The sequence below is a fragment of the Glaciimonas sp. PAMC28666 genome, assembly GCF_016917355.1.
In the GTDB taxonomy this organism is placed as follows: domain Bacteria; phylum Pseudomonadota; class Gammaproteobacteria; order Burkholderiales; family Burkholderiaceae_D; genus Glaciimonas.
The window spans coordinates 4,964,906-4,981,318 of record NZ_CP070304.1 but is presented as its reverse complement, the minus strand read 5'-3'; the positions used below and the strand labels follow the sequence as shown (position 1 = coordinate 4,981,318).

The following is a 16,413-nucleotide window of genomic DNA, read 5'->3' as shown; positions in this document are numbered from 1 at the left end:
ATCTTGCCTTATAGCCAATTAGCTCCAATCAGCGCCGAATCAACGCCAGTGCCTTTTGAACGACGTTTTCAACGGTGAAACCATATTCCTTTAACACCACCTCGCCAGCCGCTGACGCACCGAAACGATCGACCGAGATCATGTCGCCGCTATCGCCTATGTAGCGATGCCAGCCTTGTGAAACGCCAGCCTCAACCGCAAGTCTTGCCGAACTGGACGGCGGCAGCACGACATCTCGATATTCCTGTGCTTGCGCATCGAATAATTCCCAGCTGGGCATCGATACCACGCGCGCCTGAATATTTTGTTTGAGTAGTTGTTCGCGTGCGGCAATAATCAGTTTTACTTCGGAACCGGTAGCGATCAGAATGACATCGGGATTGCCGCCTGGCACGTCCGCCAAAATGTAAGCGCCGCGTTGCAAACCGTCGGCGGCTGCAAACTGGGTTCGGTCCAGAGTTGGTAAATTTTGTCGCGTTAATATTAACGCTACCGGGCGATCCGCTGACCCGATGGCAACGCGCCAGGCCTGCGCGGTTTCGTTGGCATCGGCAGGGCGAATGACGATTAGTTGCGGGATGGCGCGCAGGCTTGCAAGCTGCTCGACCGGCTGGTGGGTCGGCCCATCTTCGCCAAGAGCGATGCTGTCGTGGGTAAACACAAAAACCGCCTGCAACCCGGATAGCGCAGCGAGGCGTATCGAAGGGCGCATGTAGTCGGAGAACACCAGAAAAGTTGCGCCGAAGGGCACCACGCCGCCGTGTCCAGCCATTCCATTGATGATTGCGCCCATCGCATGTTCACGCACCCCAAAATGCAGATTGCGACCATCAAGACTCCATCCGCCACCACTTGAGCCCTGTCTGTCGCGAGCGCTGACACCACTAGGCTGAAAATCTCCCAAGCCTTTTAATCCCGTCATGGTGGATGGGTCCAGATCTGCCGAGCCGCCGATCAAAGCGGGGAAATGCGCCGCGATAGCATTCATAACCTTGCCAGACGCAATCCTTGTAGCCATCCCTTTCTCGTCTGCCGGGAAGTGCGGAATGTCGGCATCCCAGCCTTCGGCAAGTTGACCGGCTCCGCCCGCCATGCGCTGTTTCAATTCGCTTGCCAGTTCGGGAAATTGTTTTTCATAGGCGGCTAACGTTGCGTTCCAGTCAGCCTCGCTGTTTTCGCCGCGATCATTTATTTTTTTAAAATGCGTGCGGGCGGCATCCGGAACATAAAAGGGCGGTTCTTCCGGCCATCCCAAATTGCGCTTGGTCAGGCGCACCTCTTCGGTGCCCAGCGGTGAACCGTGGGCTTCGAACGTATCCTGCTTGTTAGGTGAGCCATAGCCAAGATGGGTGCGGACCAGTATCAAGGAAGGGCGACTAGTTTCCGAGCGCGCGTTCTCTAATGCTTTGGCAATGCTGCTCAGATCATTACCGTCTTGCACAATCTGCGTGTGCCAGCCATACGCGTCGAAGCGCTGCGCACGGTCTTCGCTGAAGGCCATTTCGGTGCCGGCAGATAGCGTCATGTTGTTGTCGTCATATAAATAAATCAACTTACCCAATTGCAAATGTCCTGCCAGCGATGCGGCTTCGGATGCCACGCCCTCCATCAGGTCGCCATCGCTGACGATGCCATAGGTAAAATGGTTGATAACTTTAAAGCCATCGCGATTATAGTGGGCCGCCAAATGCGTTTCGGTTATCGCCATACCTACGCCATTTCCAAATCCCTGGCCGAGTGGTCCTGTGGTTATCTCCACGCCTGGTGTTTGTCCTCGTTCCGGATGCCCAGGGGTCATGCTGCCCCATTGCCGAAACTTTTTCATCTGCTCGAGCGGCAGATCGTAACCGGTTAAATGGATCAGGCTGTATAACAAGGCCGAGCCATGTCCCGCTGAAAGGACAAAGCGATCACGGTCAAACCATTGCGGATTGGCAGGATGGTGCTTGAGGACATGTCCCCAAAGCACGTACGCCATTGGTGCTGCATCAAGGGGTAAGCCGGGATGGCCGCTATTAGCAAGTTGGACAGCGTCGACCGATAGAAAACGTAATGCGTTGACGCACAACTGATCAACTTCTGTGAATGAACATGATGAAGACATTTAACTGCTCCTTGGTTTCGTGGATTGGCGCCGACAAACGCGCATAACGCAACTGTTGGGAATCGCTAAAAATAGACAAAAGTTAAATTAAATAGTTTAAAAATACATGCGAAAGTTGTTGCATTGCCAGCAGCGCCAGCAATCAAGTTCACGCCGCGGGCATCCAAAGTTAAACGTGTTGGTACGACGAAATAGGCATCATCTCCGAATTTTGCTAAAGAAATACACAATTTGCCGCTGGAGGCTATAATGCGGTCGTTCCGATTTTAGCGATCGGTGCTGTTTGCTTTATTCCTCGAATAGCAACCCTGTAAGCAATCTGTAAGTTACTCCTCTGGACAACCTTTTTGCAATCTTTTCTGTTGTCCGTGCTTGTTCATAAAAGAAAACATCCGCTCAATAAACATTTTTGTTAGCTTTTTTTGTATGTTTCCGCTCGCGCGTAACCAGACTGTATCGATTTGTCGTGACACACGCGTTTACCCGCAAAAGCGTGATATATTTTTTTATATTTCCCGTCGTCACTTTTGTTTGAAACCATTTAGAGGCACTCACCATGGTTCAATTATCAAGGCGCCAGTTTCTTAAAGTTACTGGTTCCACACTGGCTGGTTCAAGCCTGGCTTTGCTAGGCTTTGCGCCGATTGCGGCGCTGGCGGAAGTTCGCCAATACAAGCTTTCTCGCACCACCGAAACGCGTAATACATGTCCGTACTGTTCGGTTGGTTGCGGCATCCTGATGTACGGCCTTGGCGACGGGGCGAAGAATGTTTCGTCCAGCATTCTACATATTGAAGGCGATCCGGACCATCCGGTAAATCGCGGCACATTATGTCCAAAAGGCGCAAGTCTGATTGACTTTATTCATAGCCCAAGTCGGTTACTTGCGCCGGAATACCGCGCACCCGGTGACGACAAGTGGCAAAAAATATCGTGGAACGATGCACTGGATAAAATCGCCGGTCTGATGAAAAAAGATCGCGATGAGAATTTCATCGAAAAAAATGCAGCGGGCGCGACGGTCAATCGTTGGTTGACCACCGGAATGCTGGCGGCATCAGCGGGCAGTAACGAAGTTGGTTACCTGACGCACAAAACGATTCGTAGTTTGGGAATGTTGACGTTCGACAACCAAGCGCGCGTTTGACACGGACCGACGGTGGCAGGTCTTGCCCCGACGTTTGGCCGTGGTGCGATGACGAATCATTGGGTCGACATCAAGAATGCCGATGTGATCCTTGTGATGGGCGGCAATGCCGCTGAAGCACACCCATGTGGATTCAAATGGGTAACAGAAGCAAAGGCGCATAACAAGGCGCGCCTGATCGTGGTCGACCCGCGGTTTACCCGCACCGCTTCGGTGGCGGATTTTCACGTCCCGACCCGGACTGGTACCGATATTGTGTTTCTTGGCGCGATCATCAACTACTTGTTGGTGAACGATAAGATTCAACATGAGTACGTACGCAATTACACCGATATGCCGTTTATTGTGCGTGAGGACTTTGCGTTCAATGACGGTTTGTATTCTGGCTACAGCGAAAAAGCTGGTGGTTATCCAGATAAAAGCACGTGGGATTACGAGATGGGCAGTGATGGCTTTGCCAAAATTGACCCTACCTTGCAACATCCACGCTGCGTCTATCAGTTGATGAAAATACACTATGCGCGATACACGCCAGAAATGGTGGAGCGTATCTGCGGTGTGCCATCAGATAAATTTCATAAGGTAGCCGAAGCATTAGCCTCAACCGCCACTGCCGGTCGTGCTGGTACTATTTTGTACGCCTTGGGTTGGACGCATCACTCCACCGGCGCGCAAATTATTCGTACCGGCGCGATGGTGCAGTTGCTGTTGGGAAATATCGGCATCGCTGGCGGTGGCATGAACGCGTTGCGTGGCCACTCAAATATCCAGGGTCTGACCGATTTGGGCTTGATGTCCAACCTGTTGCCAGGTTATATGACGCTGCCGGGTGAGAAAGAACAGGATTTCGACGCCTACATTGCCGCTCGGGCGACGCAGCCATTGCGTCCTAATCAATTAAGTTATTGGAAAAATTATCGCAGTTTTCATGTCAGCTTCATGAAGACGTGGTGGGGCGATGCTGCCACGCCAGAAAATAACTGGGCTTACGACTACTTGCCCAAGCTCGATAAGCCGTATGATTTATTGCAGGCGATTGAGTTGATGCACCAGGGCAAGATGAACGGTTACATTGCGCAAGGCTTTAACATGCTTGCGTCTGCGCCGAGCAAGCAAAAGGTCACCGAAGCCCTGTCAAAATTGAAGTGGCTAGTCGTGATGGATCCGCTCGCGGTCGAAACGGCTGAGTTCTGGAAACCGCACGGCGAATTTCACGACGTCGATCCCGCAAAGATTCAAACCGAAGTATTCCGTTTGCCAACTACCTGTTTCGCTGAAGAGCGCGGGTCGCTGGTCAGTTCCGCACGTTGGTTGCAATGGCATTGGCAGGGTTCAGAGCCGCCAGGTTTAGCCCGCAGCGATCTGGATATTATGTCCGGTATTTTCCTGCGTATGCGCACGATGTATAAGCGCGATGGCGGCAAGTTCCCTGATCCTATTGTCAACCTGACATGGGATTACGCTAACCCTGAAAGTCCAACGCCCGAAGAACTGGCGAAGGAATTTAATGGGAAGGCGTTGGTCGACCTCTATGATCTGAAGGACAAGACCAAGTTATTGGCGAAGAAAGGCGAGCAATTGCCGTCCTTTGCTATGTTACGCGACGACGGGACAACCACGAGCGGATGCTGGATATTTTGCGGTGCGTGGACGCAAGCGGGCAATCAGATGGGCCGCCGTGACAATACGGATCCTACCGGCATTGGGCAGACTCTGAATTGGGCTTGGGCTTGGCCGCTGAATCGGCGCGTTCTGTACAACCGTGCATCGTGCGATGTGAAGGGCAAACCGTTCGATGCCAAACGGAAACTGATCGGCTGGAATGGCACGGCCTGGAACGGTCCGGATATTCCTGACTTTAAGGCTGACGAACCACCAGAAAACGGGATGGGGCCGTTCATTATGTTGGGTGAGGGCGTTGCGCGCTTCTTCGCCCGCAATGCGATGGCTGAGGGTCCTTTTCCAGAGCATTACGAGCCATTTGAAAACCCGCTCGGTTATAACCCGATGCACCCGAAAAATCCGCTTGCCGTTAGCAACCCGGCGGCTCGGATATTCCCGCAGGATCGTGCGCAGCTCGGTAAACATGAGGATTATCCGCACATCGCTACCAGTTATCGTTTGACGGAGCATTTCCATTTCTGGACCAAGCATGCAAAGCTGAATGCGATTATTCAGCCTGAGCAGTTTGTTGAGATCGGTGAGGAATTGGCAAAAGAAGTCGGCGTTGTGGCGGGTGAGAAAGTGCGGGTCAGTTCGAAGCGAGGGCACATTATTGCCAAAGCGGTGGTGACCAAACGGATCAAATCGTTGATGATTGAAGGTAAAAAAATGCACACAGTCGGACTCCCGATACATTGGGGTTTTACGGGTGTTGCAAAGCCCGGATATCTGATAAACACCCTCACACCCTCGGTCGGTGATGCGAATTCTCAGACACCGGAATTCAAATCTTTCCTGGTGAAGGTAGAAAAAGCATGAGCAACCTTCTAGCGTGCGCTGAAAGAGGAGAATAACGATGTCAATGCAATCACTTGATATCCGCCGTCTGTCGGCAACCACAGTCCAGCCACCGATGGTGCGTGAGCCTGTCACAGGCACTGTCGCCAAGTTGATCGATGTCTCCAAATGCATCGGTTGCAAGGCATGCCAGACCGCTTGTATGGAATGGAACGATCTGCGCGATGAGATTGGTGATACTAGCGGTACGTATGATAATCCGCGCGATCTGACCGATAAATCGTGGACCGTAATGCGGTTTTCTGAATATGAAAATCAGGAAAGCAACTTGGAGTGGCTGATTCGCAAAGATGGTTGTATGCATTGCGAAGATCCGGGCTGCCTGAAAGCTTGTCCGGCTCCCGGTGCCATTGTGCAATACACGAACGGCATCGTGGATTTTCATCAGGAAAACTGTATCGGTTGCGGCTATTGTATTGCCGGATGTCCGTTTGATGTGCCGCGGATATCGAAGCAAGATCATCGTGCTTACAAGTGTACTTTGTGCTCCGACCGGGTAGCGGTTGGACAAGAGCCTGCATGCGTTAAAACCTGTCCGACTGGTGCCATTGTATTTGGTACGAAAGAAGACATGAAGCAGCATGCCGAAGAGCGTATCGAAGATTTGAAATCACGCGGTTTCGACAAGGCCGGATTGTACGACCCAGCCGGCGTCGGCGGCACGCATGTAATGTACGTTTTACATCATGCCGATCAGCCGTCTCTTTATCACGGCTTACCCAATAATCCGCGTATTAGTCCAATGGTGTCGCTATGGAAGGGTATCGCCAAACCGCTGGCAGTGGCGGGTCTGGCGTTAGCAGCCTTATCCGGATTCTTCCATTACACCCGCGTCGGACCAGCCGAAGTGACGGATGAAGAGGAGCGTGAAGCGCAGGAAGCGGCACGCAAAATTCAGGAAGAGCAGCAAGGAGAGTTGAGATGAAACCCGAGCTGAAAGAGTTGAAAGAACATCGCTCGCCACCGCTGATCTTGCGCTACACGCCGAATGAACGCAGTAATCACTGGATTACGGCAATTACGTTCGTGTTGCTGGCTCTTTCCGGGCTTGCGCTATTTCATCCAGCGATGTTCTGGCTGACTGCGCTGTTTGGAGGCGGGCAGTGGACGCGAATCTTGCATCCATTCGTCGGTGTTGTGATGTTTGTATCGTTCGCATTTCTGGTATTGCGATTTTGGCATCACAACTTCTTCGAGGAGGGCGATGTCCAATGGTTGAAGCAGATCGATGATGTGCTCGCAAATCGGGAGGATAAACTGCCTGAAATCGGTCGCTATAACGCCGGACAAAAGTTGCTGTTCTTTACCTTGGTGTTCTGCATGCTGGGATTACTGGCATCCGGTATTGTGATCTGGCGCGCTTATTTTGCGTTTTACTTTCCTATTCCGGTCATTCGGGCAGCCGCGTTGTTACATGCATTTTGCGCGTTTGTTCTGATCATTGGTATTATTGTTCACATCTATGCGGGTTTTTGGATCAAGGGTTCCATCGGAGCAATGGTCAGAGGTACTGTCAGTTATGGCTGGGCCCGAAAGCATCACCCGCGCTGGTTCAGGGAAAGTGTCAAAAACAGACAGGATGTTGGCGATTGAAGTAATTGACGCACCGTTGAGATTGCTCGGCGCGGGAACCCTGCAAAGGGTTTCGGCGCCGATTACGAGCACGGGGCGGCATCAATCTGATCCGCGCAGTAAGATCATGAACGCGTCACACATTTTATTTTTAGGGAGTTTCAGTGCAGCGAATTCTTGAACGTGGAGAAATTGAATCCCTCGATCACATTACCATCCCGCGCTTACGCTTGCCACCTTCGGACGGGGTATTCAAGGCGCGCGCGGCGCGTCTGCGTAAATTAGCGGCGAATGAAATAGCAGGCACACCGGTGAGTACCGAATTAAGCGGGTATTTACTGCTGATGGCGGACGTGGTCGAAGCGCAGGATGCGGTGTTCGCATCGTTGACTGACGCCGACGCGGCGCTACCCGATCAAAACATGCTCGAGATGGCTCGCCAACATGCAATGCCGCCGTTACCCTTGGCTGGCGCAAGACCGCTGGCCTGGCACGCGATTTTTGCGCGGCTTCTGACCTCTTTGGCACCTTCCGCCAAGAGTCGGCCGCAGTTGGTTCCAGTGCTCGCGGCGTTGCAAGCGCTCGATACAGCGTCGTTGGATACCTTTGCGGATGCGGTTCTGAACCAACGCATCGAAGAAGTCGACCCGGCCCATGCACCATTTATCGCGGCGGCACTACAAATATTGTGGACGCATCGGGCTAGCAAGTTAATGCTCCAGGACGTGCCAACGCTGGAAACTGCCGCTTTATGTCCTGTCTGCGGCTCTCATCCGGTGGCAAGCGTGGTAAGGATTGGCGGACAGTCACAAGGTTATCGATATCTGCATTGCGAATTGTGCGCAAGCGAATGGCACATGGTGCGCGTTAAGTGCTCCCATTGCGAAAAAAATGCCAACATCGCGTATCAAGGGCTACGTTCCCGGGATACTGAAATGGATGCCGAAATCGACGCAAAGAAAGTTTCGGCACCCCTCAAGGCTAATAAGGCCAACGACGCCCAAAAGGTCATTCGAGCCGAAACATGCGACGATTGCCATACCTATCGCAAGATAGTCAACCAGGAGCATGATTACGAGGTCGAACCGCTGGCGGACGACCTTGCCAGTTTGATGCTGGATGTTCTGGTGACCGAAGCCGGCTATAACCGCGCCAGTATGAATCCCTTATTATGGTTTAGCGGCCCCGCATGACAGAAAAGCAAGCGGCGACCGGATCGTTAGCAAATTTAACGACGAATTCAGCAGAGTCCAGCGAGCGTGCTTTTGCCGGACGGCTGCCCTCAGTCGAACGCGTTCTCGCAGATGCCGCGAGTGCGCCATTGGTTGCGCAATATGGACGCACGCAGACATTAACTGCACTGCGGTCATTGCTGGCCGAGTTGCGGGTGGAACTTGTTGGCGGAAATTCCACCAGCGATGTACCGCCTGGCATAGCTGGATTGACCGCCGTCCTTGCCGAGCGTCTGGCCAAGACGGCGGTTTCATCGATCAAACAAGTCTTCAATCTCACCGGGACGGTATTGCATACCAATCTCGGCAGAGCATTGTTGCCCGACGTGGCGATTTGCGCAGTGGTGGATGCATTGCGTTCGCCGATGAATCTCGAGTTCGACCTGGTGACCGGAAAGCGTGGTGACCGCGACGATCTGGTGGAAGAGTTGCTGTGTGAATTGACTGGCGCTGAAGCTGCGACTGTTGTCAATAATAACGCTGCCGCCGTATTACTGATGCTCAGCGCGCTGGCACCACGGCGCGAAGTGATCGTTTCACGCGGTGAGCTGGTCGAGATCGGCGGTGCGTTCCGCATTCCGGACATTATGATGCGGGCAGGTGCCAAGCTGCGTGAAGTTGGGACCACCAATCGCACCCATGTGGCTGATTATGCGGATGCCATTAGTCCCCGCAGCGCGTTGCTGATGAAGGTCCATTGCAGTAATTATGCGATTCAGGGATTTACCACCAGCGTGGAGGTTGACCAACTTGCTCAACTCACCAAAGAGCATGGGACACCCACTGTGGTGGATCTGGGTAGCGGAACGTTAGTTGATCTTTCCCAATACGGATTGCCTCACGAGACTACAGTGCGCGAGACGATTGAAGCCGGTGCAGACGTCGTCACATTCAGCGGTGACAAACTGCTCGGCGGCCCCCAGGCTGGTCTGATCGTTGGTCGTGCTGATCTGATTAAAAAAATCAAGCGCCATCCGCTTAAACGTGCCCTACGCGTAGGCAAGCTGACGCTCGCTGCGCTGGAGCCAGTGCTCGCGTTATATCGCAGTCCTGAGTTTCTGCCAGAGCGTCTGACAACGTTGCGGCTTTTGACGCGCTCTCAGTCCGCCATGCGGGTGCAGGCAGAAAATCTGTTGCCGATCGTTCAGCGGACGGTCGGACCAGCAGTTGTGGTAACAGCCGAGCCGCTGTTCAGCCAGATTGGCAGCGGCGCATTGCCGGTTGACTTACTACCGAGTTATGGCCTCGCGCTGCGCATGAACGCGTCGCAGCAGCGTGGACGTGGGTTGGGCAAGGTTGAACGAATGTTGCGCGACTTGCCGCGTCCGGTCATCGGGCGTATTGCCAATGATACGTTGTTGCTGGATTTACGTTGTCTGGAAGATGCGGATGAAGCGCAGTTTATCGCACAACTTCTCAAGCTTTCATCATGATTGTTGGCACAGCCGGGCATATCGATCACGGTAAGACCACCTTGACCCGCGCCTTGACGGGTGTCAACACGGATCGTCTGAAAGAAGAAAAAGAGCGTGGCATTTCGATTGAGCTGGGTTATGCCTATTTGCCGCTACCCAACGGTGAGGTGCTGGGGCTAATCGATGTGCCCGGACATGAAAAATTGATACACACAATGGCCGCAGGTGCCAGTGGAATTGATTTTGCACTGATGGTGATCGCCGCCGACGATGGCATTATGCCGCAAACACGCGAGCATTTGGCCATTTTAGACATGCTGGGGGTCCAACGCGGTGTCGTGGCGCTGACCAAGATCGACCGGGTAGACGTTAGCCGTATCGCTGAGGTTGAGCACGATATCCGCGTGCTACTTGCTTCCACCCCGTTTGTTGGCGCTCCTATTTTTCGGACGCAGGCAAACGTTGCTAATGATTCCGGCGTGGCGGAACTCCTGGCCCACCTTATAAATTGTGCAAATAGTGGCACTGTGGTGCACAACGCCTTAGTTTTGCCAACCGCAGCGACTACACAAGCATCCACTTCCGGCCAGGATCAGCGTCTGTTCCGATTGGCAATAGATCGTGTGTTTACGTTGCCGGGACATGGAACAATTATTGCCGGGACGGCATTGGCGGGAAGCGTAGCGACCGATGATATGTTGATTCTGGCACCAAGCGGTGAACGCGTGCGCGTGCGCAGCATTCATGCGCAGAACCGCCCTTCGACCAGTGGTCATGCAGGTCAACGTCTGGCGTTGAATCTGGCGGGCATTCCGCGTGCACAAATTAATCGTGGCGACTGGATTCTCTCGTTAGCATTAGCGGAGTGTTCTCAGCGTATTGACGTGAAACTGCGGTTGCTGGGTGATGCCGGCTTGTCGCTTAAGTCCTGGTCGCCAGTCCATGTACACCTCGGTGCTGCCCATCGTACCGCGCATGTGGTGCCGCTTGACGGTGACCTCGTAGCGCCAGGTCAGGAACGTAGGGTACAACTGGTGTTTGAAGCACCCGTTCACGCGGTGCCGGGCGACCGCTTTGTGATTCGGAATGCGCAGGCGTCGCGCACGATTGGTGGCGGCATCGTGCTTGATCCATTCGGCCCGGCCACCAAACGGCGTGGGGTTGCACAGCAAGCATGGCGCGATGCGCTTGCTGCTTTTGTCACCTCTGGCGACAGCGCCGCGCTACTCGATTGTAATCCGCTAGGTCTGTATCGTTCCACCCTGGTGCGGCTATCACAACTGCCACCGGAACGGCTGGCGCTTCCATTGGATACCCGATCAATTGCTCTTCGGGATGGCGATGCGGTCCTTATTTCAGAGGTCGCCTGGAACGTGCTTGCTGTGCGGACGATCGATGGACTGCGGGCTTTTCACGCAAGTACGCCGGATGATATAGGGCCTCAAACAGCTCGTCTCAGGCGCATTGTTGAACCCGCTGTGGATGAATCACTTTGGCGTGCGCTCGTTGCCGCGCTATGTGAAACTTCGATGGTAGTGCAACAAGGTCCATGGTTATATCTCCCCGAACATTCGGTAAAATTGGGTGCCGGGGAGCAGGTGCTGGCGGTGACCTTGTTAGGTTCATTGGCGGCGGCTGGATTCAACGCGCCGTGGGTGCGTGATCTGGCGCGTGAGCATAGCGTCAGTGAAACTGAGGTTCGCGATCTTCTGAGCAAGTTAGCTAAACAAGCGCAAGTTAACCAAATTGTGAAGGATCTGTTTTATCATCCGTCACAGATTGAAGCGTTGTCACGGATCATCGCGAGGCTCGCTAACAATACTGCTGAGGAGAACGACGGTGATGCCAGGGTTGCAGGGCGACAGTCGGTCAGCGCTGCGATGTTTAGGGACGCAACCGGCCTTGGGCGCAAGCGGGCTATTCAACTATTGGAATTTTTTGATCGGGTCGGCTATACTCGGCGCGTGAAAGACGTTCACTTCCTGCGCTCGGGCACCACATGGGGTAGTGATAGTGCATGATGACCGTCGCGCGACTTTTAGAGTTTATTGGCCTTGCTGAGTGTGCACTGCAAACGCAGTGAAAAGCGAACAGATAAAGAGAGCCCTAAGGCGAACCGCAAGTGAACCGCAAGTCAACCTGAGCTGCGCCTTAAAGCAGAGTAAAAAATAACCGATAATCGACAGTTTTTGGAAGGCAACCGCATCCGGTGGTGCGGCCGGGCTTCAAACCCGGTAGGGGGCGTCAGCCGCTCCCTCGTAAGTTCGACTCTTGCTGCCTTCCGCCAATCAACTTGTTTGAGACAAGTAGCTAACGCCGATAAGATCGTCACGCGGTCACGTTTGTGGCTGCGCGAAGGTGCCTGACTACTCTCAGGAGTGCCTTCACGAAATTTCGTACGCAAGCCTCGTCCTGGCTGCAAGCATTCGTGCGTATGTCCTCGGACAGACGATCCGACTGGTGCGCCAGATCGTCTTCTTGCACAGCCAGCAGGGCGCCTTTGAGCCGATGCAGACGCCCAGCTAGCGCGGCAGCATCGCTGCGCTGAAATGCTTGTATTAAGGCACGGAGGTCGTGGCGGTATGTGTCCAGAAAAATGTTAGCAACGTCTGTATCAACGACATTTGTACGTAGAGCATCAGGGCGGGTATTTGCGGGGACATTCGGCTGATTGGACCATTGAGGTTCAAAATCATAGGCTTCTTGCGGCCCGAAAGGGAATCCGATTAAACCATAGCGGCTGAGCGCCGCTTTTAGTTCTGGCAACGAAAGCGGCTTGGTCAGAAATGCATCGATATGTGGCCGGATGACCGGGGTTTGATCATTTTCCGCACTTGCGCTGACGATAATAATCGGCGTTCTCACCCCTCGCTCTCGCAGCGACAGGATGAGTGCGTGCCCGCTCATTTGCGGCAGGCTCATATCGGTCAATATTAAGTCGTAGGGAGAGCTGGTTGGCGCTGTGGTTGCGAGTATTAATGCCTGTTCCCCGTTATCGACAAAATCCACCCGCTTATGACCTAAGGCAAATAGCTGTTTTTCGAGTAGCTTTCTACTGACGGGATCATCTTCGACCACGAGGATTTTAATGGCTGCTGCAATGGTTTGAGACGATTGCTGATCGCTCAGCTGCTCTGCCAGTTGAATTGACGGCGATGTAGGGTGGGTCGGCCTGTCGAGAACTCCAGCCGCAGGCGGGCGTTGCTCTGACTGTGGCATGGCATCGGCACTCGGGCAGGAAAGTAAGAGTTTCACTAAAACGATCGTTCCTGCACCGTACTCGCTCAGAATAGTAATTTTCCCCTGCATCGCATCGGTTAACTGCTTGCACAGAGATAAACCAAGGCCGGTGCCACCGAATTTCTGCGCTATACCCGGGTTGGCTTGACTGAAGGGCGTAAACAAGTGTTTTTGGTCTTCGGTTGCAATTCCTACGCCAGAATCGCGAATGCCGATCTGTAGCGAATAACCAGCTGGGTGAGGCGCCCCGGAGATGTCGAGAACAATATTGCCAGCATGGGTAAACTTGACCGAATTTGACAGCAGATTATTTAAAATCTGCACGATGCGTCCTGCATCGCCGACTAGATAGTCGGGCACTGACAACGCGATCCGAGACTGAAAATCGACAGACTTCGCCTCTAGGGCAGGCGTCCACAGGCGCGTACAGGAGGCTACCGTCTGCCGCACGTTGAACGGCGCGTTCTCGAGAGATAATTGACCGGCTTCGATTCTTGATATATCCAATATGTCATTGATGGTTCGCAGCAGTGACTCGAATGAGCCACGGATAGTTTGCACCAGATCTCGTTCTGTTGGAGGTAAGGAAGCCAGTTCCAAAAGCTCGAGATGGCCCGCCGCACCATGCAATGGTGTGCGAATCTCATGGCTGATCAGCGCCAAAAACATCGATTTTGCCTTGTTCGCCTCGTCTGCCTCTATCTTTGCGCGTCGCAGCGCACGTTCAGCACATTTCTGGGCGGTGATGTCGCTCAGGCAGCATAACAATACGTCATTGCTCAAATATCGGGTACGCGTGAATGCCGCCAGCGCATAGGTACACGTTCCGTCTGCGGCGGGTAATTCCAGTACGTCATGGGCGAGAGCCTGATCGTCTGTATTTGAGCGACCTTGATTCCGATAACATGTCATCAGCCGTTGGTGGAACGATGACAAGTCGCCAGAGGTGTGACTTTGACTTGCGACGGCGCGTGCTTGCGCATTGTCCAACATCAGTTCTCCGGTCTGATAATTTAATACGAAGAAACCGAGCGGTGCAACGCCCATCATCGCTCGGTTAAAAGCTTCGCTATCATGGACGCGCAAGGCTTCGCCAATGACCGGAATGAATACCAGTCGATTGAAGAGCAGGACGACGGTCCATAGTATGATACTTAGCAATAATGCGACGCCCAGCGCGAAATACATTTTGTTATGTAGAGCGTGCCATAACATGGCCCGGTTGAAGGTGTAAACCATGGTCCATCCAGTTTCCCTGATGGGACGACTTAACGTCATTAACGAGGCATCACCCGTCAACAGGTTACGCATCGAATGCACTTGGATGTCGGTTTTTGGAGACGCCGTATCTGCACGCGCAAGAGAATCTTTTGTCACCGCTTCGCTTATTTTTCCCGAGAGTAGTATCCCGGTTGGCGCGATTACCGCAAAGCCAGCGGGCAACGGTTGTAACAGGAAGTACTGGTCGAACTGGTCAACCGGAACGCTAATAACGAGCACAGAAAAAGCCGTCTTGCCATGGAACGTAACGGCTGCGCGGCTAATGACCAATTTTCCGCTCAAAGGATCAATATAGGGTGCGATCCAGACGGTCTTGCCAGCGCGTAATTGCGTGGTGGGTATCGCTCCCAACGCGGCTTCAATGGGCGCGACGATCTTCATGATCGCGGCACGAATCTCGATGGGACTTTGTATCTGTTGGATCAGCGATGTATCTGACTTTTCGGTCTGCGATGCGTGCAAGCCTAGAAAGGTTTTGTTTTTGTCGTACAGCATGACGTACGACCCTTGCACCGCAGCATGGGCGTTCATTAAAACGTCGGGAGACGCATCGTAAAATTGTGTGAGCAGATGCGTCAGCGTCGCGGATGGCTTGGCAAAGTTCGATGTCGTTATGGTAATCGTATTCGTATTTGTTATGCCCGCCTCTGAGGTGTAATCCCCCTTTGCAGCGGCATTAACGGATGAGGTATCAGGCGCGATATTTGAGGCATTGGAGGCTTCTTTAGCGTTGACGGCAGGCGTCTCGCCCGACCAATGAATAGCTGAGGGGCCGTGTATATGGGCCCTTAAGGCGGCACCACTTTGGTGTTCTGGAAATGCTTCCGGCGCAACGTGATTGTTGGTGGGTCTGGTTTCCCCCTCTTTTCGCATGCGCAAAAAATCATGACGAGCAATCGTTTGTCGCATTTTTGCATTTGCCGCAACAACTGTGAGTTCTACTTGTCGGAGTTCGCCATCGAACAAAAGACGTTGAGCACGAATAAAATTCTCGGCATACATCGCTATCGCAATGAAGGCTGCGAGCAGTGCCACAATGGTAAATAGCGTGGCACCGCCATACAGTATCCATCGATGGAATTGCCCCAACAGTTGGATGGAACTACTCCTGTCAGGTGGGCCGGGTTGTGTCAACGGGGTCGAGAACGGTGTGTTCTCGTCGTGCCGTATCATTGAGAAGTGATCGAGGACATCAGTTGTTCGTTACTTAGGGTATGGAAAAATTCGATGTTACTTTTGGTACCGAGTTTTTTCATAAGCAGCTGCTTGTGCGCACTGACGGTTTTCACGCTGCGACTGGTGAGCTCGGCGATCTCCGTGAGCGTCAGGCCACGTTGCAGCAAACGGATAGTTTCAATTTCTTTCGGAGTGAACGATACCCGACCAACCGTTGGCGAGCGCTCGTTCCGGCCAAGAGACAGTAGGTTTTTTAACATATCCTGCGTGGTGGCGGTATCAGTAAACTTATTGCCCGAGCGGACTTCCTGGACCGCATTGACGACATTGCGCATGTCGCTGTTTTTTCGAACGAACCCGTACACGCCGCATTCCAAGGTATTACGGGCTGTCCCCAAATCATCACGAGCGGAAAGAATAATAATTTTTAGCTCAGGGTATAGCTGTCTGACTCTTTTTATCATTGGCAAGCCGTCGGGAAGGTCGTCGCCGTAGAAAGAATAATCGCAAATGAGAATGTCGCATGGATGTATCTCAAGGACTTTGAAAGTGTCCGCTACAGTTTGGGCTGTCGCAACAATGCGGACGCTCTTGGTAGCCGTCAATATTTTTTCAACACCATGCAATAAAATAGGGTGATCGTCTGCAATGATAATATCGCAGGTCTCGTTAAGATGACTATTTTCGAGCTGATTCTGGTTTTCAAACATAATCTTTTCCTTACCT

General features: G+C 52.9%; 9 protein-coding genes and 1 tRNA gene. 7 read left to right on the top strand and 3 right to left on the bottom strand.

What is annotated here, in order from left to right; genetic code table 11:
* Nucleotides 1-28: 28 nt before the first annotated feature.
* A complete protein-coding gene (gene tkt, locus JQN73_RS21435) occupies nt 29-2,104 on the bottom strand; it encodes a transketolase (RefSeq protein ID WP_205320927.1) in 2,076 nt (691 codons plus the stop codon).
* 556 nt (nt 2,105-2,660) lie between these two features.
* Between tkt and fdnG the strand changes: the two genes are divergently transcribed.
* The 7 genes from fdnG to JQN73_RS21400 all read left to right on the top strand — a co-directional run bounded on the left by fdnG (nt 2,661) and on the right by JQN73_RS21400 (nt 12,277).
* Nucleotides 2,661-5,732, top strand: a complete 3,072-nt coding sequence (gene fdnG / locus JQN73_RS21430; protein WP_205320926.1) for a formate dehydrogenase-N subunit alpha — start codon at nt 2,661-2,663, stop codon at nt 5,730-5,732.
* A 37-nt stretch (nt 5,733-5,769) separates the two neighbouring features.
* Nucleotides 5,770-6,696, top strand: a complete 927-nt coding sequence (gene fdxH / locus JQN73_RS21425; RefSeq protein WP_205320925.1) for a formate dehydrogenase subunit beta — start codon at nt 5,770-5,772, stop codon at nt 6,694-6,696.
* Nucleotides 6,693-7,364 (top strand): formate dehydrogenase subunit gamma, encoded by a 672-nt coding sequence (locus tag JQN73_RS21420; RefSeq protein ID WP_205320924.1) that lies wholly within the window; start codon nt 6,693-6,695, stop codon nt 7,362-7,364. Before fdxH ends, JQN73_RS21420 begins: the two co-directional genes overlap by 4 nt.
* A 143-nt stretch (nt 7,365-7,507) precedes the next feature.
* Complete coding sequence (gene fdhE / locus JQN73_RS21415) at nt 7,508-8,536, top strand: formate dehydrogenase accessory protein FdhE (RefSeq protein ID WP_205320923.1); 1,029 nt, start codon at nt 7,508-7,510, stop codon at nt 8,534-8,536.
* Entirely contained in the window at nt 8,533-10,008 is a 1,476-nt protein-coding gene (selA, locus tag JQN73_RS21410; protein WP_205320922.1) for an L-seryl-tRNA(Sec) selenium transferase, read from the top strand. Before fdhE ends, selA begins: the two co-directional genes overlap by 4 nt.
* On the top strand, nt 10,005-12,011 hold the full coding sequence (gene selB / locus JQN73_RS21405) for a selenocysteine-specific translation elongation factor (RefSeq protein WP_205320921.1): 2,007 nt from the start codon (nt 10,005-10,007) through the stop codon (nt 12,009-12,011). Before selA ends, selB begins: the two co-directional genes overlap by 4 nt.
* A 170-nt stretch (nt 12,012-12,181) precedes the next feature.
* Nucleotides 12,182-12,277: transfer RNA gene (locus JQN73_RS21400), tRNA-Sec, on the top strand.
* A gap of 41 nt (nt 12,278-12,318) precedes the next feature.
* Here JQN73_RS21400 and JQN73_RS21395 read toward each other — a convergent pair.
* Together JQN73_RS21395 and JQN73_RS21390 are read right to left on the bottom strand one after the other, a co-directional pair.
* A complete protein-coding gene (locus tag JQN73_RS21395) occupies nt 12,319-15,684 on the bottom strand; it encodes an ATP-binding protein (RefSeq protein ID WP_205320920.1) in 3,366 nt (1,121 codons plus the stop codon).
* Nucleotides 15,681-16,397, bottom strand: coding sequence for a response regulator transcription factor (locus tag JQN73_RS21390; protein WP_205320919.1), 717 nt, complete (start codon nt 16,395-16,397; stop codon nt 15,681-15,683). Before JQN73_RS21390 ends, JQN73_RS21395 begins: the two co-directional genes overlap by 4 nt.
* Between the last annotated feature and the right edge of the window lie 16 nt (nt 16,398-16,413).